The sequence below is a fragment of the Bacillus sp. FSL K6-2431 genome (assembly GCF_038005165.1).
Lineage (GTDB): Bacteria > Bacillota > Bacilli > Bacillales > Bacillaceae > Bacillus > Bacillus pumilus.
Genome location: NZ_JBBOSQ010000001.1, coordinates 2,200,212 through 2,222,446 on the forward strand (window position 1 = coordinate 2,200,212; position 22,235 = coordinate 2,222,446).

General features: G+C 39.6%; 19 protein-coding genes and 1 riboswitch. Of the genes, 7 read left to right on the forward strand and 12 right to left on the reverse strand.

The genetic code is table 11. The features are described from left to right. Positions 1 to 65: 65 nt before the first annotated feature. The 3 genes from MHH40_RS10965 to MHH40_RS10975 form a co-directional block, all read right to left on the reverse strand. Positions 66 to 968 (reverse strand): shikimate dehydrogenase, encoded by a 903-nt coding sequence (locus MHH40_RS10965; protein WP_050944622.1) that lies wholly within the window; start codon positions 966 to 968, stop codon positions 66 to 68. 18 nt (positions 969 to 986) lie between these two features. Next, complete coding sequence (locus MHH40_RS10970; RefSeq protein WP_003215105.1) at positions 987 to 2,168, reverse strand: MFS transporter; 1,182 nt, start codon at positions 2,166 to 2,168, stop codon at positions 987 to 989. A gap of 442 nt (positions 2,169 to 2,610) precedes the next feature. Continuing rightward, positions 2,611 to 3,630 (reverse strand): LacI family DNA-binding transcriptional regulator, encoded by a 1,020-nt coding sequence (locus MHH40_RS10975; RefSeq protein WP_050944620.1) that lies wholly within the window; start codon positions 3,628 to 3,630, stop codon positions 2,611 to 2,613. Positions 3,631 to 3,894: 264 nt separating this feature from the next. Continuing rightward, a riboswitch (glycine riboswitch) is annotated at positions 3,895 to 3,974 on the forward strand. Positions 3,975 to 4,136: 162 nt separating this feature from the next. Between MHH40_RS10975 and MHH40_RS10980 the strand changes: the two genes are divergently transcribed. After that, positions 4,137 to 5,483, forward strand: a complete 1,347-nt coding sequence (locus tag MHH40_RS10980; RefSeq protein ID WP_050944619.1) for an amino acid permease — start codon at positions 4,137 to 4,139, stop codon at positions 5,481 to 5,483. 46 nt (positions 5,484 to 5,529) lie between these two features. On the opposite strand, the gene MHH40_RS10985 is transcribed toward MHH40_RS10980, so the two are convergent. Further along, the gene (locus MHH40_RS10985; protein ID WP_003215128.1) at positions 5,530 to 6,210 is read right to left on the reverse strand and encodes a DUF3169 family protein; all 681 of its coding nucleotides are present in this window, start codon (positions 6,208 to 6,210) and stop codon (positions 5,530 to 5,532) included. Next, the gene (locus MHH40_RS10990) at positions 6,207 to 6,413 is read right to left on the reverse strand and encodes a helix-turn-helix transcriptional regulator (RefSeq protein WP_003215336.1); all 207 of its coding nucleotides are present in this window, start codon (positions 6,411 to 6,413) and stop codon (positions 6,207 to 6,209) included. The genes MHH40_RS10985 and MHH40_RS10990 overlap by 4 nt, the downstream gene beginning before the upstream one ends. A gap of 171 nt (positions 6,414 to 6,584) precedes the next feature. Between MHH40_RS10990 and MHH40_RS10995 the strand changes: the two genes are divergently transcribed. Next, positions 6,585 to 7,208: an NUDIX hydrolase gene (locus tag MHH40_RS10995; RefSeq protein WP_003214959.1), complete on the forward strand. Its 624-nt coding sequence runs from the start codon at positions 6,585 to 6,587 to the stop codon at positions 7,206 to 7,208. Between the two features lie 11 nt (positions 7,209 to 7,219). Here MHH40_RS10995 and MHH40_RS11000 read toward each other — a convergent pair whose 3' ends face one another. Then, positions 7,220 to 7,702, reverse strand: a complete 483-nt coding sequence (locus MHH40_RS11000) for a DUF4188 domain-containing protein (protein ID WP_212045756.1) — start codon at positions 7,700 to 7,702, stop codon at positions 7,220 to 7,222. A gap of 4 nt (positions 7,703 to 7,706) precedes the next feature. Further along, a complete protein-coding gene (locus tag MHH40_RS11005; RefSeq protein WP_050944617.1) occupies positions 7,707 to 8,258 on the reverse strand; it encodes a PadR family transcriptional regulator in 552 nt (183 codons plus the stop codon). 175 nt (positions 8,259 to 8,433) lie between these two features. On the opposite strand from MHH40_RS11005, the gene MHH40_RS11010 reads away from it, so the two are divergent. From MHH40_RS11010 to licT, 4 genes are all read left to right on the forward strand, one after another. Next, the gene (locus tag MHH40_RS11010) at positions 8,434 to 9,312 is read left to right on the forward strand and encodes a hypothetical protein (RefSeq protein WP_050944616.1); all 879 of its coding nucleotides are present in this window, start codon (positions 8,434 to 8,436) and stop codon (positions 9,310 to 9,312) included. Positions 9,313 to 9,655: 343 nt separating this feature from the next. Then, positions 9,656 to 11,515 (forward strand): beta-glucoside-specific PTS transporter subunit IIABC, encoded by a 1,860-nt coding sequence (locus tag MHH40_RS11015; protein ID WP_050944615.1) that lies wholly within the window; start codon positions 9,656 to 9,658, stop codon positions 11,513 to 11,515. Positions 11,516 to 11,519: 4 nt separating this feature from the next. Continuing rightward, on the forward strand, positions 11,520 to 12,986 hold the full coding sequence (locus MHH40_RS11020) for a glycoside hydrolase family 1 protein (RefSeq protein WP_050944614.1): 1,467 nt from the start codon (positions 11,520 to 11,522) through the stop codon (positions 12,984 to 12,986). A gap of 30 nt (positions 12,987 to 13,016) precedes the next feature. Further along, positions 13,017 to 13,865: a BglG family transcription antiterminator LicT gene (licT, locus tag MHH40_RS11025; RefSeq protein WP_050944613.1), complete on the forward strand. Its 849-nt coding sequence runs from the start codon at positions 13,017 to 13,019 to the stop codon at positions 13,863 to 13,865. Positions 13,866 to 13,966: 101 nt separating this feature from the next. Here the strand turns inward: licT and MHH40_RS11030 are convergent, their stop codons facing one another. The 5 genes from MHH40_RS11030 to MHH40_RS11050 all read right to left on the reverse strand — a co-directional run bounded on the left by MHH40_RS11030 (position 13,967) and on the right by MHH40_RS11050 (position 20,861). Beyond that, positions 13,967 to 15,145 carry a Rap family tetratricopeptide repeat protein gene (locus MHH40_RS11030; RefSeq protein WP_050944612.1) on the reverse strand — a complete coding sequence of 393 codons (1,179 nt, stop codon included), beginning with the start codon at positions 15,143 to 15,145 and terminating at the stop codon, positions 13,967 to 13,969. A gap of 640 nt (positions 15,146 to 15,785) precedes the next feature. Continuing rightward, positions 15,786 to 16,550, reverse strand: coding sequence for an ABC transporter ATP-binding protein (locus tag MHH40_RS11035; RefSeq protein WP_050944610.1), 765 nt, complete (start codon positions 16,548 to 16,550; stop codon positions 15,786 to 15,788). A gap of 13 nt (positions 16,551 to 16,563) precedes the next feature. Continuing rightward, on the reverse strand, positions 16,564 to 18,891 hold the full coding sequence (locus MHH40_RS11040; protein WP_050944609.1) for an ABC transporter permease: 2,328 nt from the start codon (positions 18,889 to 18,891) through the stop codon (positions 16,564 to 16,566). Continuing rightward, entirely contained in the window at positions 18,888 to 20,141 is a 1,254-nt protein-coding gene (locus tag MHH40_RS11045) for an MFS transporter (RefSeq protein WP_050944608.1), read from the reverse strand. The genes MHH40_RS11040 and MHH40_RS11045 overlap by 4 nt, the downstream gene beginning before the upstream one ends. Positions 20,142 to 20,210: 69 nt before the next feature. Beyond that, positions 20,211 to 20,861, reverse strand: a complete 651-nt coding sequence (locus MHH40_RS11050) for a TetR/AcrR family transcriptional regulator (protein WP_050944607.1) — start codon at positions 20,859 to 20,861, stop codon at positions 20,211 to 20,213. 161 nt (positions 20,862 to 21,022) lie between these two features. Here MHH40_RS11050 and MHH40_RS11055 point away from each other — a divergent pair, with 161 nt between their 5' ends. Further along, complete coding sequence (locus MHH40_RS11055; RefSeq protein ID WP_050944606.1) at positions 21,023 to 22,135, forward strand: CdaR family transcriptional regulator; 1,113 nt, start codon at positions 21,023 to 21,025, stop codon at positions 22,133 to 22,135. Positions 22,136 to 22,235 lie beyond the last annotated feature (100 nt).

Sequence of the window (22,235 nt, forward strand, 5' to 3'; positions counted from 1 at the left end):
ATCATTTTAGCCCTTTGTCAATAATTTAAGACGACCTCCGCTTAGGAAGTCGTCTTTCTTTTGTATTAGAAACGGTCGTTTTCAAAAAGAATCTGTTTCACTTGATCAACTGGCATATCTTCACCAGTAAAGAGTTTGTAAGCAAGTGCACCTTGCCATAGCATCATGCCAAGACCGTTAATGGTTTTGGCGCCAGCTTCCTGTGCTTGAGCAAGGAGCTTTGTTTTTTGCGGATTGTATACGACATCTGTCACGATTAAATCTTCACGCAGAACATCAAGCGTATCATCGATGATGCTGAGCTGATCTAGTGGTTTCATGCCAAGGCTTGTCCCGTTTGCTAAGATTGCACTTTCTGCTACTTCACGGCGGAACGCGTCTTTGTCTTCAAGTGGGAAAATGTTCGCTTTGACACCAAATGATTTCATTTCTTCGTTGATGTACGTCACATTTTCTTCAGCTTGAACAAAATATTGATCATTACGAGCAAAAATACTAATTTCACGAATACCAGATTGTGCAAGCTGAATCGCAATCGGAGTAGCGGCACCGCCTGAGCCAACGAGTGTGACCTTTTGTCCAGCTAATTCAACGCCATGCTCAATCAAGTTTCTCACGTAGCCAAGACCATCTGTGTTGTAGCCAATCAGCTTGCTATCCTTGTTCACAACGGTGTTGCTTGCACGTGTGTATCTTGCAGAATCGTCTAGTTCATCTAAGTAATCCAATACTTTCATTTTGTTCGGCATAGAGACGTTAAATCCAGCAGCACCCATTGCTTTCATACCGTATACGGCTGCTTCTAGTTCATCATTCCCTACTTCAAATGCGAGGTAAGCATAGTTGATCCCTGTTAGTGTATAGCCAAGGTTATGCATCCGTGGTGATAGGCTGTGCCCGATTGGTGTAGCAAGAAGACCGACTAATTTTGTTTTCCCATCAATATTTCGTTCATGTATGTTTGTCATGATTGACATCTCCTTTAATTATCTAAATAATTTTTTCATGCGTCCAAGAACAAAGACCGCTAGCAATACGCTCATAACCGCAATGATCATATCGAAAAATAACGTCATTTTAATATCGTACGTGCTGACCAACCCACTTGTAATGAGCGGCACGAGAATAAACGCGGAGCTTGCCGCAATGTTGACGTAGGATGAAGCCGTTGCTTTGTTTGTCGGGAATAGTTTCATCATGATACTCATCGCCAGCTGGAAGATTCCCGCTGTAAATAGCCCTAAGAAAAAGGTGCTGACAATCACAATGCTGTACGTTTCAATTTGGAATAATGAAAGCATCGCAAGGAATGCTCCAATTGGATAAATAATTGCCACCATAATAGGTGAAATGAATTTATCTAAGACGATCGACAGCAAGAGAACAGACACCAGTGCACCGATACTAAAATAAGATAGAAGCTGTGTGGCTTGTTCTGTGCCAAGTCCGATTAATTTTAACCCGAGCTGCGGAAGCCATGTCTGCCATACGACAAACAATGCAGTCGACGTGAACCCCATGAGCACAACAGCTAAGCCTTCACCAAGCATTTTAGGTTCTTCCTTCATTTGTTCCTGTACTGGAAGGTCACCTTGTGAAGAGACTTGCTTATGGTTCGGGAACGGCATAAAGATTAAGTAAATCCCAACAAGTAAATAAAGAAGCCCTAGTCCAAAGAACGCCCAGCCCCAGAAGATGTCATGTGCAATAAGGAATGCCAGGATAAATGGAAGAACAGTCGCTCCAATTGAAACGGACGCCTTCACTAAAACAGAAGCTGAACTTGCCTTTTTAGGAAACGATTCTGTCAAAGCAGGATATGTTCCCGAATCAAGTAACGAGTTTGCAATCCCAGCAGAAATCGCAAAGATAAATGCTAGTGTATAACTCGTTGTCGTTGGAATACCGATTAAGAATAATAAGTAAAGAAAGTTTCCTGTAATAATGACAGGCTTACGTCCCCAGCGGTCGGCTAACCGGCCTGAGAAAAAGAGAGCAACCAGTTTACCAATTCCGATCGCCGATACAAGCAAGCTGATTTTCGGAATATCCACATGGTAGCGTTCAGATAAGCTGTCCATGTTGGAAGCTACAATAATATTGATCATGCCGAGCATGAAGTAGTTTAAATACATGCCAACAGACGATTTAATATAAGGATTTTTCATGTTCCCACTCCTATATTTGAAACCCTTTAGGGTCAAATTCTTTGTACACCCTTTGTTATTTCCTTAAAAGTAAATAATATGATGCCCATCACAACACCCCTTGTGTAATTGATGAAAAAAATAATGAATATTCATCTGTTTTTCAATTAAGTACATCGTTCTACTGAAATATAAAAAATAATGACAGTCTTAATAAGAAAGTGGATCTTCATGATTTGATCAGAATCAGAAATGATCAATTTAACTGTTGTTGAATGAAAAATAACGAGCTGACGAGATAGGTATAACGATATACTAAAAGAAGCAACGAGATAAATATACTCCTGCGTTTTAAATGTGTCAAGTTTATGACTTTGTGATTTAAAAAAAGAAAAATGAAATAAAGAAATGGTTGACTTGATCAATAAAAAAAGAGAATTGCTGCATGCAATTCTCTTTTTCATCATGAGGGAGCGGTTTCTCTAATATGAAGTTGAGGCTTTAATATCAATCTCTGCAGCTCTTCATCCTGCTCGTTCATTTTATGATATAAAAGGTTCGCTGCTTTTACCCCGATGGATCGGGGGAAGGAGGAAACAGTGGTGAGCGGCGGGTGGTACATCTCCGCTTCAGGAACATTATCGAATCCAACCACATCGATATCTTCACCAGGCTTGATGTCCCGTGCTGACAGTTCTTGAATGACTCCAAATGCGACTAGATCACTAAAACAAAAAATAGCAGTAGGAGGCTCAGGCTGATCAATCACTTGGGCAAGCGCTTCTTTCCCGCCTTCACGAGTAGGTTCTATGTCAATAATAAGAGAATCATCAATCGTCAGATTTTTTTCGTCATGGGCTTTTTTGAAACCTTTCATCCGCTCAATCCAAGTCGATGAGGTCTTGATGCCGCCTAAGAAGGCGATACGCCGATGTCCCTTTTGAAGAAGATGACGAATCGCCATCCAAGCACCTTGTTCATAATCAACGCCGACATAGTCACATTGCACATCTGATAATTCACGATTTGCCAGTACTTTTGGGGTGCGAATTTGATTTAATTGTTTGACCGTTCGTGCAGAGCTTTTTGAAGCTGGGTTTAAAATAATCCCGCCCACTCGGTGCTCTACCATTGTGGAAATGAGCCGCTCCTGTTTATCGACACTGTCAAAGGTCGTACCAAGTAAAACAGTATAGCCCAGTGATTCAAGCGTGGTTTGCACGCCAATTAAAAACTCAGAAATAAAGGTGTTAGAAATATCCGTGACAATCACACCAACGATATTTGAGCTTTTTGACCGCATGTTGGCAGCAACGCGGTCGTATACGTATCCTAAGTCCTCCATGGATTGCAGTACTTTTTTTCGAGTGGCTTCAGAGATTCTAGGATTATTTCGAACAACAAGTGATGCCGTTGAAGTCGAAACACCGGCATGCTTGGCGACTTCCTGTAATGTGACACGCTGTTTGTTCATTTTTTTCATTTGTTTTCACCAACTTCCATGGATTTCCTAACTTTGTTCTTGATCAAGAGGGATTTCTCCAGCAAACGAGCCGAACATCTTTTGATTTATTATACATGAATCAAGAGGGATTGATGAAGTGAAGTTATATGGCTACCACCGTCAATCATAAAAGATTTCCATTGACAGCTTTCTTTTAGAGGCGTAAAATATGAAATTATTCAGAAATAGCAACATTTTAATTAAATAACGAAGGCTATGAATGCTGTGGGTCACACTATGGCAGGAGCAGCTTCTGGAGAGACCGCATGAATGTGCGGCGCCGAAGGGTTCACAATCTCAGGCAAAAGGACAGAAGAGTACGAAATATTGTATTTGTAATGCATGGATGACGCCGTGTATTGCTTTTCGCTATTTTGCTATTCTTTTATGACCGAGAGATTGGAGCGCATCCAATCTCTTTTTTTATGGACTTTTTGAGAGTTCATTATTTCAGTATAAGATCGTGTCGTAGGAGGGCGTTAGCATTGGAACAACAAGAATTGAAACGAGATTTATCAAACCGCCATGTTCAGTTGATTGCAATTGGCGGAACCATTGGAACTGGGCTATTTTTAGGCTCTGGAAAGGCCATTCAATTGGCAGGTCCATCGATCATTTTTGCTTATTTAATTGTGGGGATGGCGATCTTTTTTGTCATGAGGGCACTTGGTGAACTGCTCTTATCGAAGACAGGCTATCAGTCATTAACCGATATTGCAGAGGACTACCTTGGTCCGTGGGCATCCTTTGTGACAGGATGGACGTATTGGTTTTGCTGGATTATGACCGCGATGGCGGATGTTATTGCTGTCGGAGTGTATGTGCAGTATTGGTTTGATATCCCGCAATGGATTCCTGCCATCATTTGTTTGTTGATTTTACTAGGATTTAATTTATTAACGGTGAAGCTTTTCGGAGAAATGGAATTTTGGTTCGCACTCATTAAAGTGATTACGATTCTATTATTGATCGGCGTTGGAATTGTCCTTTTAATCATTGGTTTTCAAACAGATACAGGGCCTGTGACGGTAACAAATCTTTGGTCACACGGCGGATTATTCCCTCATGGTGTCACAGGCTTCTTACTGTCATTCCAAATGGTCATCTTTGCGTATGTGGGAGTGGAACTGGTCGGTGTGTCCGCAGCAGAAACAGCCAATCCGCAAAAAAACATCCCGTCTGCGATTAATAAAATTCCATTAAGAATTCTATTTTTCTATGTGGGCGCCATTTTTGTCTTACTATGTATCAACCCATGGACTGAGCTCAGTGCATCAGAAAGTCCTTTTGTAAAAACCTTTGGGCTGATTGGAATTCCAGTAGCAGCGGGACTCATTAATTTTGTTGTCTTGACGTCTGCGGCTTCGGCTTGTAATAGCGGTATGTTCTCGACGAGCCGAATTTTGTATAATCTCAGTCATCAAAAACAGGGCCCATCTTCCTTTGGACGTCTGAATAAGCACGCTGTTCCAAGTAATGCACTATTCGTTTCAACAATTGTGGTATCGGTCGGTGCTCTCTTAAGCAAGTTAATTCCGGAACAAGCCTTTGGTATTGTCACAACCATCAGTGCCATTTGTTTCATTTGGGTATGGAGTATTATTTTAATTTGCCATTTGAAATATAAAAAAACAAAGCCTGAACTGCATGCAGCATCTACCTTTAAAGCACCGTTCACACCTTTTGTAAACATTTGTGTTCTTGTCCTTTTTGCTGCCATTCTTGTGATCATGCTGTTTGCGGATGCAACACGCCCGGCGCTCTTGTTAACACCGGTTTGGTTTGGTTTCTTATTATTGATTTATGCACGAAAGAAACGCCGTGCATCATAACTGACAGAAAAGCACAGCCTTTGCAGTAGGCTGTGCTTTTGTTCATTTAACGATTTCTAATCCTGAACATATAATTTGCATTCAAAATGATTAAAACAAGTCCAATCACGATGATTGAGAAGAGTTGAGAGTGATTGGCTCCAAGGGAATACACAATCAGAATAAACATGGCACTGGTCAATAAGATGTTCATCATTTGATACGTGTGAAACAGTCCGCCAAGCATCACATGCTTTTCACCTTCGTCAGAAATAGCGAGCAGCTTTTTACTATAATCTTTGTCAGACGGGCTTGGGAGATTGCGATTAGGGTAGACAAGTTGTAGAACGGATATCGCTACATAAGAACTGATAATGGTGACGATAAATAAAGCAACATTGACGAGAATAAGCCAAATAGGCTGTTCGGTAACGATAGCCATACCGGTGGCAATTATGGACAAAATGGTACTCACCGTATTGGATAAAGTCGAATCAGTAAAGGTGCGATACTGTTTTGCTTCGAGTTCATCCTCTTCATCTCCAGATACCGAAAGAGATACTCTTTTCTTCATACGTGAAATCCCTGAAAAACAATAAACAATCAATACAATCGTCAATCCACTGATGACAAGTGTCGCTTCGAATGCAATATCAAGAAGTGTCATTTCAAATTCGGCAGCCAGCAGACAGTAAGCGCCAAGAAAGCCAAGGAGAGCACCTGAGAGCAGTTTGTATACAGTTTTCATGATAGTTCATCCTCCTCGAATAGAAAAATACGTTCAATGGGTTCCTGAAAAATTCGTGAAAGCTTAACAGCGAGCAAGAGAGACGGCATTAATTCATCGCGTTCCATTAAGCTGATGGTCTGACGAGAAACCTTTGCACGCTTGGCAAGCTCAGTTTGGTTCAAACCATCACGTGCACGAAGCTCTTTTAGCCGATTTTTCATTCTGTCACCTCAATTTTGATCTGAATCTTTCTTTGATTGTAAAACATGTTATTCAAATTGACAAGTAAAGTTGTCAATTTGATAAAAATAATTGTCAGATAAGATCATCTTTCTTCAAAAGGTGAACCATGATACGCTAAAAGAAAGAGAAACAGAAAATAGGTGATGCCCGTGTTCATTGACCAATTAAAAAATGACTTACATCAATCTCAACCGTTATTTATTGGAGAAGAAACAGCGTTCAAAGCTGCAGTCCTTGTCCCTTTGGTGCAAGTAAACGGAGAATGGCATATTTTATTTGAGGTGCGATCGCTCATCATGAGAAAACAGCCGGGAGATATTAGCTTCCCTGGTGGCAAACTCGACGGCAGCGAAACAGCACAGGAAGCTGCATTGCGAGAAACACATGAAGAGCTGGGCATTCCGCCAGAATCGGTGGAGATTCTTGGACAGCTTAGTCCTTACATTGCGTCTCCATCCTTCGTGGTCTACCCATATGTCGGGATCATTGATGAACAAAAAGTGAAACACTCCTTCAATCAAGAAGAAGTAGAAGAGACTTTTACTGTGCCTCTATCATGGCTAAGTCAATATGAGCCGTACCTACATCATGTATCCGTTCAGCCAACTCCTGCTGAGGATTTCCCTTATGAAAAAATCATGAATGGTGAGAAGTACCGCTGGGGAAGCCGTTCGATAGAGGAATGGTTTTATGATTATGAAAACTACACCATTTGGGGATTAACAGCCCGCATATTAAAACATTTTGTGACCGTTGCAAAAAGAAATTCCTAGAGATTCGCTCTCTAGGAATTTGTTGTTTTCAGCCGTTCTTTCGCTGTTTGTTTTCCTTTACCAATTGGAATAGGCGCTCTCGCTTGGCTCAATCCATAAGAAGGCATATTCACATAGACAGATTCATACGAGCCGGCTTGAATTTGATAGGTTTCATGATAAATACCCACTGCGTCATTGTTCTGAGCCCTCTGATGAAAGTTCTTCCAAGCTGCCAAATGTTTTTCCATCTTCGCATAAGCCAGAAGGTCATCTGTTGATTTCCAATATTGGATCATCGCTGTCGTACGTAAGCCAAAGTAATTCTCTGTTCCGAGGAAACCAAGCTCATCTTGATGGGTATACAGCTCTTTGATCATGCCAGGCATCGCCATGAACACAGGCATCCATTGATGAACCGCCCAGCGTTTGTTGATCCGCATGCCGATAATAAACACAACAATCGAGTCAGAATTCTCTGTTGTAAATCTGCCAGCACGTATCTCTTTTTTCATTCATTTACCCTTCCTTCTTCATCAAGTGGGATGTTTCCACGCACCAATCAATTCCTGCTTGAGCCACTCTTTTTCCGTAATCTAAAGTAAACAGCCAATACTTCGCATCTGCTTCATCTGGATAAAGCTCTTGAATGTTTTCTTCAATCGAAACATAGGTCTCATAACGGATACGAAGCTGCCTTTCATAATCCTGTAGCAGTACCAGCTTTTTCTCAATCGAAAGATATTGACCGAAGAATAACTTTAATAACACTTCATTTCGTTCCGTTGGTAACTGATCGAGAGGCTTTGCCAGCCACTCTCTTAACGTCTCCAGCCCTTTTTCAGTCAAATGATATTCCCGCTTGTCGGAGCGACCTGACGTAGAAGTAGGTGAAACCTCAGCAAGGCCTTCCTCGACTATTAACTTTAAAGCTGGATAAATTTGTCCATAACTAATTTTCCAAAAATGATGCAAGCTCTTATCAATTAATTGCTTCACTTCATACCCAGACTTACAATCTGTCGTTAAAATACCTAAAATCGCATACGTCGTATCATTGTATTTTTTCATATCAGCACACCTATCTAAAAGATATATCATTTAGATATATAATAATTGATATTCAGTGGAAAATACAAGCAGGTTTTAAAATTTTATAAAGGAGGTGATGAGATAACAGATTTTGTTCATTGTGTTTTGACATGATAATGGAGAAAAAATACACATGTTAACAGAGGAGGTACGTATGAGCAAATTGAAAATGTGGATCGTGTCTATCCTAACAGTGCTAGTCATTGGTGGAGGCAGCTGGACAGCATATCAAGCAATTGCACAAAAAAATTCATTGAACCATTCCTATGCATTTGCGTATAAAACGAAAGATAGAATGAGCTGGTTTAAGGTATCTGAGAGTAAAGGGAAAGTAACTGGGCATTTGAATGAAAAGTATGTAGAAGAAGTGAGATGGGATCCGCATATCTATAAAAAACAATTTGTCTTATCCGGCAGTTCAAAAGAAAACGGGTATGAATTCAAAGTCACACAAGGTAAAGAAACGATCGTATACGAAGTTCATTTTTCAGGAAAAGACCTTTCAGTGAAAAAACAAGGCGAAAAGAAAAGCACGATTTATAAGGCAATCAATCAAAAAAAGCTAGATAAATATCATAAAGATATTCAAAAACGATATGATTATCTATTCGATACCGCGGAAAATAGGTTTTATGATAGTATGAGAAACTTCAAGGAGAAAGTGGCGAAGATCTATGGTTTTCTCTATACGGCAAAGGACAAACAACTATTTTTACAGGTGAAAACGATGCATATTGAGCTTGGATGGACCGGCTCCCTTCTAATAACAACTGTTCCTGAAAAAGAGTGTAAGCCTTATAAAGAAATGAGATTAGAAGTTTCGGGTGAAACGGATGGAAGAAATTTTTTTATGGGCTATGAGCCCTCAATTGAAGATGGAATAATTCAAGGTTCCACTGATCGAGATGTAAAATCAATCAAACTTCCATTTAAAATGACAGGCGGTACCGTAGAGTTAAAAGCGGTCACGAAAAAGGAATATCAAAAACAAGCGAATGCTTTCAAAAAGCAGGCGGAAGAAAGAAAAAAATAGATGGTGGAAACCAGATGAGTAAACTTATCTGGTTTTTTATCATGGAGATAGTTCTTATTGATGATAAAAGGATATCGATGTATAAACAAGCGAGAAAGGTTGTTTCAATTAAATTAAAGAAAATCAATTTAGGTATATAGACCTTAATAAATTTCAAAAAATAAATGTTGACGCTTTCATATAATCGATATATACTAAAAACAAATCCAATATAAATAAATTAGACATGTGACTGGTCATGCAGGCAGGATCTAAAAACGATGAATTTCTTTAATTTGTCGTTTTAGGTCCTTTTTTTATTGCTGAAATATAGGTCTCATGTATGAGAAAAGGGGGAGAAACAATGGATTACACACAGGTTGCCAAAGACGTTTTAAAGCATGTTGGTGGTAAAGAAAACATTGCGCATCTTGAGCACTGTTCCACAAGACTTCGCTTCACACTAATTGATCAGAAAAAAGCAGATGTACAAGCACTAGAAAAAACACCAGGTGTCATAGCTGTCAGAATGTCAGGACAATGCCAAGTGGTGATTGGGAATGACGTGATTGAAGTGTATCAAGAGGTAACAAGACTAATGGGCAGCAGCTCATCGGGGCAAGTCGTGCCATCTAATCAGCCAAAAGAAAAAAGAAAAATAGGCACAGTTCTGTTAGATTTCATTGTCGGTGTCTTCCAGCCGCTTGTTCCAGCTATCGCAGGCGGAGGGATTTTAAAATCATTTCTTCTCCTTTTCTCTCTATTAGGCTGGATGGATGCAAAGGGTCAAACCTATCAAATATTGAACATGGTAGGGGACGCACCTCTTTACTTCCTGCCTTTACTAGTCGCTGTAACGACGGCGAATAAACTAAAGGTAAACCCATTGGTCGCATTATCAGCAGTCGGTGCGCTTCTTCTTCCGAACATGACGGCTATGCTTACTGAAGGTGCGCAATTGCTGTCATTCGACGTGAAAAATATAGCTTATGCGTATCAAGTGTTCCCAGCAATCCTTTCTGTATTGCTGTACGCTCAAATGGAAAAATTCTTCACACGATTTTCACCAAAACCAATTCGGATTTTCTTTGTTCCAATGATGTCATTAGTCATTACTGTACCAGTTACATTACTTTTATTAGGACCGATTGGTTTTACAGCAGGACAAGGTTTTTCATCCATCATTCTTGCAATGTTTAATACAGTAGGATGGGTAGCTGTCGCGATTTTAGCAGCAGTCCTTCCATTCATGGTCGCATCAGGTATGCACAAAGCGATGGTCCCTTATGCAGTCACAACGATGGGTACCCTTGGGAAAGAAGCACTTTATTTGCCAGCATCACTTGCGCATAATATTGCGGAAAGTGGAGCGTGTTTCGCTGTAGCACTACGCACAAAAGACAAGGTACTCAGATCAACAGCCATTTCGGCAGGGATTTCAGCATTTTTTGGTATCACAGAGCCTGCTTTGTATGGTGTGACACTTCAAAATAAGCGAGTCCTTGGAAGTGTCATGATTGGTTCGTTTGTTGGCGGGATCTTCATTGGATTAGTTGGTATACAAGCCTTTGTACTTGTTGGCCCTGGATTAGCAAGTATGTCGATGTTTATATCAGATGAGCTCCCACGAAATCTAATGTTTGCTGTCATTGGAGCAGTCATTTCCTTTATTGTCGCCTTTATCGCTGCTTTTGTATTAGGTAAGGATAAAACAGTAGAAGAAAAGACAAATGATCAAGCGGCATTTGCTGAACAAATTGGAGCAGGTGAAACATTCAAAAGTCCTGTGATTGGTCAAATGATCTCTCTATCTGAAGTAAAAGATGATATTTTCTCTTCAAAGGTCATGGGAGACGGAATTGCCATTGTCCCTTCAGAAGGAGCGCTTTACGCACCAGTTGATGGTGAGGTGACCATGCTGTTCGAAACAAATCATGCACTTGGTATGAAAACGGACCAAGGGGTTGAAGTACTATTCCACATTGGCATTGATACCGTTCAACTGCAAGGACAGTATTTTCATCCAAAAGTGCAGGCAGGAGAACGTGTTCAAGCAGGAGATTTACTGATTGAATTTGATGTAGAAAAAATCATAGCTGCAGGTTATGATCCAGTTACACTTGCTGTCATCACAAATACAGATCAATATGATATAAAGGTACAGCCATTACAAGAGGTCAATCGTCAAGATACATTGATGGTTGTCACACAATTAGGAGGCTAAACATATGACAACAATTAAAGGTTTTCCAAAAGGGTTTTTATGGGGCGGCGCAATTGCCGCCAACCAGGCAGAAGGCGCTTGGAATATAGATGGAAAGGGACCATCAGTTGCAGATATTGCAATGTATCGTTCCAATTTAAGTGTAGAAGATTATGAAGGACATCTTGCTGTGACTTCTGAAAATATAGAACGTGCAATAAAAGACCCAGATGATAAAAAGTACCCTAAACGCAGAGGTGTTGATTTCTATCACCACTATAAAGAGGATTTGGCTCTATTTGCTGAAATGGGCTTTAAAACACTTCGCATTTCTATTGCGTGGAGTCGGATCTTCCCTACTGGAGAAGAAGCTGAACCAAATGAAAAAGGGCTGCAATTCTATGATCGTGTATTTGCCGAAATGAAAAAACTCAATATAGAACCAATTGTGACACTCTCTCATTATGAAATGCCTTTAGCCCTTAGTGTGAAATATAACGGCTGGGTGGAAAGAAAAGTGGTCGATCTCTTTGTGAAGTTCGCCAATGTTTGTTTCGAACGTTATCAACATGATGTGAAATATTGGCTCACCTTTAATGAAATTGATAGTATTCACCGCCACTCATTTATTACAGCAGGAATTATTCCTGATCGTTGCCCAGAAGGTAAAGTAGAAGAGACGGTGTATCAAGCGCTTCATCATCAATTTGTTGCATCTGCTCTTGTAACAGCTGATTGCCATCGTATTATTCCAGGCAGCCAAGTTGGGTGTATGCTGACAAAATTGACAACGTATCCGCATACGTGTCACCCGAATGATGTGGAACAAGCCTTAAAACAAAACTTAGAAAACTATTTCTATGCAGATGTTCAGGTGTTTGGCGAATATCCGCCACTGATTACACGGATGCTTGAGAGAAAAAATATTCATATTCAAATGGAAGCAGATGATCTCAACATTCTAAAAGAAAACACAGTCGATTTCATCTCATTTAGCTACTATATGTCTTTAACTGAATCAGCTCAAGAAGGGTTAGAACAGACAGAAGGAAATACGATTCGAGGAGTCAAAAACCCTTATCTGCCTTCAACTGACTGGGGCTGGCAAATTGATCCGGTTGGTCTGAAAATTTCTTTAATCGAACTGTATGATCGCTATCAAAAACCTCTTATCATTGTCGAAAATGGAATGGGTGCAAAGGATGTAGTTGAAAGTGATGGCTCTATCCATGACGACTATCGGATTAACTATTTTAAAGAGCATTTCCGTCAGATGAGAGAAGCGATTGAAGAGGGCGTCGATCTCTTTGGATATACGAGTTGGGGCTCCATTGATATTATTAGTGCAGGTACATCACAAATGTCAAAACGCTATGGCTTTATTCACGTAGATCAAGATGATGATGGGAACGGAACATTAAAACGATCTCGAAAAGACTCATTTTATTGGTACCAAAAAGTCATTGAGACAAATGGTGAAGCGCTTGATTGAACACCACAATCATGAAAATAGGTGATGACGATGTTTAAAATCAAAAAAGTTTTAAACTCGAGTGTGGTCCTGGCTGAAGATCAGAACCAACAGGAGATGGTTTTGTTTGGCCGTGGGATTGGCTATGGACAGAAACCGGGTCAAATGATAGAAGAGAAAAAAGCGGACCAAGTCTTTATGTCAGTCGATAACATGAGAGCAAAAGAATTTCTTCAATTGTTAGATTCTATGCCTCAAGAGTTTATCGATTTAACTCAGCGCATCGTCCAATATGCAGAAAAACGGTTAAATTCAAATCTAAATTCAGGCGTTTATTTTACCTTAATGGATCATTTGAATTTTGCTGTTGAACGCCATAAAAAGAATATTAATATTACGAATCGCGTGTACTGGGAAATCAAAAATTACTATACTGAAGAATTTGAAGTAGGGAAGTACGCTCTTGAGTTAGTAAATGATACATTGGGCATACAATTACCAAAAGAAGAAGCTGCCAATATCGCCTTTCACCTAATCAATGCATTAGGTGAAGAATCCGATTCAAAAGATAGCATGAAATATGCCAAAATGATCGGGAGCATTGTCAATCTTGTGCGCTATACATTGAATATGAAAATGGACCAAGATAATATTCATTACAGTCGGTTCATTACACATGTGAAATTCTTTGTAGAGAGGTTGTATGCAAATAAATTACTGTCGGATCAAGAAAATGAGTTGTTTGAACAAATTGCACACTTGTATCCTCAGGCGATGGATGTTGCTTTTAAAATCAAAGATTATATTAAACAGGTGCATAGTATCGTCATTCCTAATGATGAGCTTACTTATCTTGCGGTACATATACACCGCCTCATATCTTATCAGCAATTAAAATAATGGTGGAACCACTTGCCTTGTGATCAGGCAAGTGGTTCTTTGCTGTGATCAATTTTTAATATTAAGTTCCGATAGGTCGTTCTGTTGTGCCAGGATTCGTCTCATTTAACGAATTGAAAGACACTGTTTGTCCGAAAACAACGATGGTTAAAGCGAGGATCAATAAACTCATTTTTTTCATTAGAATTCCTCCATTCAAATATAGGATGGTTCATGTGATAGGCTTCCTTCAAAAAGAGATAGGCTTGATGAATGGCACCTAAATCTTCAAAGTGTTTTGCAGCTAGTGCACTTAATTCACAGGCACCTTCAGCATCCTTTAATTCTTTTAGAATGCTGATTTCCTCGAAACAGGCTTGAGCTTTTTGAGACATATCCTCAGTAAAATATAGATGGTAAAGCAAATTCATTTTTGCTGTATAGATGGGGCATTTCTCTGATTGGTGTTTTTGGTTGACCAATTCGAAGTAATAGAGAGCTTGTGTTCTTTCATCAATAGAGAGCAGCTCTTTGACTAACATAAACATGGTGTGATGGAAATAGCACGATGAGAGGTAGTTTTCATCACTTAGAGCCTTTTCTAGAGCATCGATACATTTTTTCGATTCTCCAGCTTCGGCATACAGAATACTGATATTATGAAAAAGCTGTGAAGTTAGAAAATGATCATTTAGATTGTCAGCGATGTGTAATGCTTTTTTGTAGTAGTTTTCTGCTCTTGTGAAGTCGCCAATATCCATATAATTAGCAGCGGCGATGACAATGGCTGTCGCTAATCTTCTTTCATATCCTTCATGACTTTTGAAAATATCTATAGCATTCTGAATATAGTGAAGAGAAATTAGGCTTTGACGAAGTAGCATATATAAGTTTGCGATTTTCGTATGGAATTCAGCTACTTCTATTTCATCCGGAATGTTTTGCAGTTTTTTCTCGGCAATTTTAAACAGTCCAATGGCTGATGCATAGTTTCTGTTATATGAAGCGTAAAGGGCTTTGTATAGGTAAAAATAGTATTCAATTAAGTCGTTTGTTTTAGAGGGGCAATCTAGCTCTGTCTGTTCATTCAGTTTTTTACCTCTTCGTTCATATATCATGAGTTTATACTTGCCTTCTAGCAATGAATAATAAGTCAATACCTCCTGATTCTCTTCCATTTCTTGAAGCAATTGCTTTAATTCTGTGTACATTGCGTTAGCACTTTGTACATCATGTTTGCGAATCGCAATTCGCCAATCATTTAAACGGTTCCCCACCTGTTCAGCAGAAATGATAGCCATGAAATTTCACCTCTTTAAGATCCTTTCACCTGTTTCACTAAAAAACGATATCACAATTTTTGGAAGAATATAATCATTTCTGTGAGGTGATTGCCAAGAGGTAATAAAAAGGACCTATGGTCATGTGATGTACGAAATTGTAATGGTGATTGAATGTTTATACAAATGATTAAAATCTTTTTTTAATCGTCTAAAAAAGAAATATATACAATGGATTTTATGATTATGATCAAAAATATCACTGGTATATTACAAATAAAGAGATTTTAGTTAATCGCTAGGTAGTTGGAAGGTCGATCTATTAAAGAAAATCAGTTATGATGATGCTAGATCAAATTTGGAATAGAAACGGATAGAAGCAGACAAAAATTAGTCTGTTGGAAAGGATGTTGATATGAAAAAAAGATTTAAAAACTTAGATTGGCAAATCACAGTGATTATGGCGACGCTGTTACTTGTTTTAGTGACTCTGTATATGTCAAAGAGATACTTTTATAGCAAAGAAATCGAATTGCTGACAGAATCTTGTCAACAAGTAGGCGGCAAAATCATACTAGAGACTAATAGTATGTTTATGGATTATTCATTTGAGTGCCAGGAAAAGTAAAACAGGCAGAAAGGCTGCCTGTTTTATTCCAACTTAAAACCCTAAATCTTGAAGCCATTGATTTAATCTGGTCTCCCGTTTCTCGGCAGTTGACTCATCATCATATCTCCCTAAATGTAAGCTAGCCGTTATTTCTCCGTCATTCATAAACATGATTCTTTCAGAACGAAGAGCAACCTTTGGGTCATGTGTGACAAGCAGTAGTGTCGCTCCTTCAGAATGGATTTTCGAAAATATATTCATCACTTCCTTCGTTGCATGGGAGTTAAGAGCACCTGTTGGTTCATCAGCGAAAAGAATGTCTGGTTCATTCATAAGTGCTCGACAGATAGAGGCTCTTTGAAGCTGACCTCCTGATACTTCTGACAAATATCTATCTGCTAAATGATCAATATCAAGTTTCTCCATTAAATATCTAGCTCGCTCATTCACTTCTTTTCTTGGCTTTTTCTTTGTTAAGTAAGCTGCAGCAATGATGTTATCAAATAGAGTAAGATTTTTTAGTAAGTGGCTGTGTTGAAAGACAAATCCCATATCTGTTAAACGCAGAGCAGTTAACTGTTTATCTGTCATTTCTGATAATAAACTGCCTTTATATTTGATCTCTCCTGTTGAGGCTGATTCTATCCCGCTAAGCTGATAAAGCAAGGAGGTTTTCCCGCATCCGGAAGGTCCCATAATGGTCACAAACTCCCCAGGATTTATCGATAGATGGATATCTTTAAGAATGATTTGTTTCTGTCCTTTTAAAGAATCAATTTGCAAAGACAATCGCTTTGTTTCAATCAAGTGTTCCATGTGAAACATCTCCTTATGAAAGTGTATGACGTGTAGTTTGACTAGTAAAAAACGTCTTCAATAACGAAGCAGTTAAAGCTAAGCTGACAATCAATAGTGTGATTGGGTACACAACTGACACCCATTGTGGTGCTAGCCACTGTAGGCTTGATGCCCCTAAGGATGCGCCACCTACACTCATTAAAGCTGGCCCAATCGTGTGGACAGCGATCGTGCCAATAAATGTGCCCAAAGAGATAACGACGATAAAACTTGTGATATATTGTACTGTTCCATCTTTTTTAGAAAATCCAATCGTTCGTAATAAATGGTTTCGGCTTGAATCTTTTGCTTTTAACATGTGCAGAAACATGAATAACATCAAACTGGCGGTTCCAAAAGCAGCTAATGTAGACAAAAATGCAACGACTTTTACTAAAGATGCTGTGCTGCCGATTGTTTGATGAACGTATTCTTTCATATCTGTCACTTTTGCAGGAGATATCTCTTTTTCAAATACTGTCTTTTTCTTCGCAATTTCTACTCCTTGGTTTAGTTGGATTTGAATAGTTTTCCAAAGAGCTGTTTGAGGAAATGGCTGTGATATTGCTTTTGCTGTTTTCCCGCCGTTGGTGACATCCTGATAAATGCCAGTCACAGTTTTTTGAATTTCCTGCCCGTTTGTTACGAGAGTAATTTTTTCTCCAACCTTTTTCTGGAGTGAATCTGAGCTGAGCACTGATAAGGCAATTTCTTTTTTCTTTAAAGGCTGTCTCCCTTGTAAATAGGTGAGAGGAAATACTGAGAGATTACCTGTTTCTAAATAGAGTGTTTCTAATGAATTCTCCTTTGATTTTGCCTGAAGAGAAGTTGTTTCATATATGGCTGATGCATGAATATCTCGATCTTCACGGATCATTGATTCTATTTTATTAGTATTTTCCTTTAGATGATTTCCTTGTCGTATATCAATTCGAAGGTCACTTTGACCAGAGCCAAGATATGTGATGAAATCCGGCGATTGTAAGGTGTACCATAGCTGAATAGGCAGCAGCATCAAAAATGTACAAAGGGCCATAATACAAGTAATCGTTGTGTACAACTTCTTTCGTGATAACAGATCTTTTAAACCAAGCCAAATATTGACTGATATGAACCTGTTTTTCTTGAGATGCAAGGGTATTTGTTTTTTATCATTCGTTGAAATAACGCTACCTTGAAGTGCTTGAGCGGCTGATACTCGACCAAACTTCCTTAGGACAGTATAGCTGCAAGAAATGATGATCATTGCCATCACAATAGAAACACAAAGCGGGATGAACCAATAAGTAAAAGAAGGCTGATTCCCCATGTATCGCTGAATATTGGCTGTAAACATATCACCAAATATAAGAGTTAACCCATATCCTGCTATACACCCTATACCAGCAAGGAAGGCATACTTTCCAACGTATAATTGCTTGATTTTTGTTAAAGGAATCCCAAGCACCTTCAATATTCCAATTTCACGTTCGTCCTCTTCTATAGAAGCCGTCATAGCAAGATGAAGAGAGAGAAGAGCTATACCGATGAGCAGCATGCAAACAAGTAGGAGAATGGCAATCACCATTCCATCTGTCAATGCGTTCAGCATACGCAGCAAAGGTAATGTGACAGCTGGACCTTGTTGTGGAAGCTGTGATGACTGGTAGATTGCTTGAAAGGCATCTGCCTGCGCGGCATCATGCAGTAAAAATTCAATTAAATATTCCTTTTTATGAAACACTTGATTCATTGCGTCCCAATCCTTGTGATGAAGAAGGAATCTTTTCGAACTAACAAGACTGGGGTTCATTTGTGCATCTCGCAAGAATGCTTTAATACGGAAAGAGAATTGATTAGACCCTTTCCCAATCAGTAACGTTTCTCCTATTTTGAGATGATATCTTTGCTGAAAATAGATAGGGACAGCCACTTCACCTTTACTGACAGTGAGCTTTTCATTTTGTTCATTTAAAAGAAAATCAAAATAACGATTTTGTTTCACAAATAAATGATCCATCACACCTGCTTTGGCGGGTTCGTTTCCGAATTTGATATTTGCATGTTCAATTGGAATCATTGGGACGATTTGATGTGCTTTTACCATGGACTGCTTGCTTGAAAATGCCTCAATATCTTTTTCCTTTAGGCTGCCGTCATGCATTTGGACAAAGTCTGGTGCCTTGGCTGAATGGAGCAGATTAGAAATGGAACCATTCAGTTGTACTGTCATTTGAGCGGCACTTGTTGCTAGAAATGATGTCATCATAATGCATATGGTTAAACCGATGGAAATGAGACGGTGGCGGGTTAAGTCCTTCTTTATAAACGTCAGTCTCATGAGGCTGATTCTCCTTCATGTTGCAGCATATTTTTTGTTAAATAGGCAAGGGCAAACATGAAAGTACTGACTATTAGTACTGTCACATACATGTTTGCTGAAAACGTATTGAACAAGAACCCATACATCATTTGACCAAGCGGGGCAGCACATTGAGAAACCATTGTCAGATTGGCCATCACTTTTCCTAATTGACTATTTGGCGTTTTCTTTTGAACATGTGAAATCACAACGATTGAAATCATTGTAAGCAGCATAGCAATCGGAAGACATCCTGCTAGAAAGAGAAAATAAGCTGGATAAGTGCCAAATTGAAGAGCTGTGTTGGATGTAGAGAATGCCACAGGTAGCAAGATGATCGCGATGACGATCAGCCAGCGATATAAAGTAGGGATGCGCCAATGCTTTGCTACAAGTCCAACTAGCAGAGCTCCTGCGATGACAGCGAACTCAATCAAGCCCATGCCTACACCATACATGATGTCACTGCTTTTCATTGTGACCCTTAAAATGATTGGACCACCTACGATAAAAAAGGGCGTGAGGATGAAATTTAACATTGCAGCAAGCAACATGGCTCTTTTTAAAAATGGCTGACTGCCAATATAGGAAAATCCCTGTTTCATATCTTTTACAAGCACTTTGCCCATAGTTTCCGTTAGGGGGCTAGGTGAGAAGGATATGTTTAACCGTAAAAGCATGCATGCTGATAGAAAAAACACGATGGCACTGGCACCTATAATGGATTGACTTCCAATCAGTCCGTACAGAACCCCGCCGATAATAGGAGCGAGAACACCTGAAAGTGCCTGCACGCCATTGACGATCCCGTTTGCTTGTTCTAATTGTTCCTGTTTTACTAACTGTGGAATGCTGGACATCACAGCGGGAGCATAGAACGTACTCATCACACCAAGAAGCACCATGACCGCTCCGATCATAAAGAGTGAATCATTGCCTGAGAATAACCAAAAATAAAAAGCCAGAATCATGATGCCGGTGAGAACATCAAATAAAATCATTAAGTTCCTTCTGTTAAACCGGTCAGCGATTGCGCCTGCTAAGGGGGAAAGAAGGAGCGGGACATTGGATAAAGCGAACAGTAAGGCATATAAGTCAACACGCTGAGTCATATCCAGCACGTGTAAAGATAGAACAAACCGAATTAAGGAAGACCCAAAAACGGAAATAATCTGTCCAAGCACGAGGTAAATAAAGTGGGATGAACCTCTTTTAGATAATAAAGCCATGGGTATCACTCTCCTTCTAGACCGACCGTCAGTCTATAGTGTATGCAGGATTGGTATTGAAGTGACCAATCACTGATTATGTTCATCAAGTTCTCCAGATAAACGTTTCAGAAGAAAGGAGAAGCTCCCCTTTTCTGCATGTAATGAGGATTCGAGGATATCGATAAAAGCTAGCGCGCGCTGCATACTCTCTTCGGCTGTCCATTGAAAAAGGCCCTCATCAAATATGACCTGTGCAGAAGCAAGAAGGAATTCCACCGTTTCTTGCGGGTACTTTGTTTTGAATGTCCCTTCTTCCACCCCTTGCTGAATGACATCAGCTAAAACGGGTGATAGTTCTTTAATCGCTTTGATTAAGCTTTTTTGGTGCATCTCAGCATTAGAAGGCTGATGGAATTGTTCAATCATGCCCTGTTTATTGCTTCCTTGCTGAGGCGATTGCGCCATGATAATGCGAAATAGTTTGTCGACGACTGGAAGGTCTGGCTCAGCCGCAATACGCTTCGCCACGATGATATCTGCTTTGATAATCCTGTCAATAATGGCATCCATCACTTCTTCTTTGGATGAAAAGTAATAATAAAAAGTGCCTTTTGCAATGCCAACAGCTTTCAGAATGTCGATAATCGTTGTTTGCTGATAGCCTTTGGTAGAAAAAAGCTCTTCGGCTGCGTTTAAGATGTCATTTTTACGTTCTTCAGGATGTTTAACTGTTCTCATAAAGCCATCCTTTCTTTTGACTAGACTGTCGGTCGGTCTCTTGATTTGATTAAACACTTTTCAATGTATCTTTGTCAATGCCTCATTTTTAAACACTTTGCATTTATTGTGCAATGACACTATGATACATTGAATGAAAATACCTTCAGGAGAGATGCCTCATGCAATTTTTAACCACTGAATTGGCACAAGAAATGGTTGAACGTACGATGCGTATTTTAGATAAAAACATCAATGTGATGAATGCGGATGGTGTCATCATTGGTTCTGGTGAACGAAACAGGATTGGTCAGAAACATGATGGTGCACGACTTGTTCTGACAAGCGGGGTCAGTGTGGAAATTGACCACGAGGCGTCCTTACACTTAGAAGGAGTGAGACCAGGAATCAATTTGCCTATTTGCTTTCGTGAACAAGTAGTTGGTGTGATTGGCATTACTGGTGAGCCAGAGGACATTCGGCATCATGCCGAGCTGGTGAAAATGGCGGCTGAGCTGGTGTTAGAGCAGTCTTTTCTGCTTGAACGAGTTCAGTGGCGGCAGCGAATAGAGAGTGAAATTGTCAATCAGTTAATTTCTGATTCGGACGTTGGTGATCATCAGCTAAAGAACCGAGCTGCATGGCTGGGAATGGATTTAGATAAACGCCGAATGGCCATCATTTTTCAGCCAGTTCCATCCTCAGAAGACGCTGTGCATAAAATGATTCATGCGATTCAATACGATAAGAATGTGGATGATTTGCTTGGCATGACCTTTCGTCATGAATTGGTTCTTTTAAGGCAGCCGATTTCTGATCATTTTTTAAAGCATGTGGTTGGGCAACTGCAAAGAACAATGGAAAAAGCAGTAGGAGGCCAGGTGCTGGTGGGGATAGGGACTGTCGCCGCCGACATAAGCCAGCTGTCATTGTCCTTTGAGCACGCAAGAGATTCCTTGAGGTTGGGGAAGGCTCTTGATCCGAAGGAAAGTATTTATTTTTTTGAATCTTATCAGCTGGAAAGGCTATTGATTACTGCAGGAGCTGTTGAAGAAAACAGTAGTTGGGTTGACTTTTACAAGCCAATAATACAAGAAGCGGAGCTTGCCCACACATTAAGAATTTACATTGAAGAAGGCGGTGATTTACAAAGAATTGTTGATCGTTTATTTATTCACAGGAATACATTGCGATATCGTTTAGATAAAATACAAGCTTTGACCGGAAAAGATCCCCGTCATGTGAAACAGTTGATGGAGCTTTATATGGCGCAGTTGATGAGTCAACTATCTTAATTGTGCATATGCACAATTGAATAAAGGGATAAATGAAAAAAGTTCATCTAGATTCACAACCCGATCCCAGTTAGTAAACGCTTACAATTAAAGAAAGACA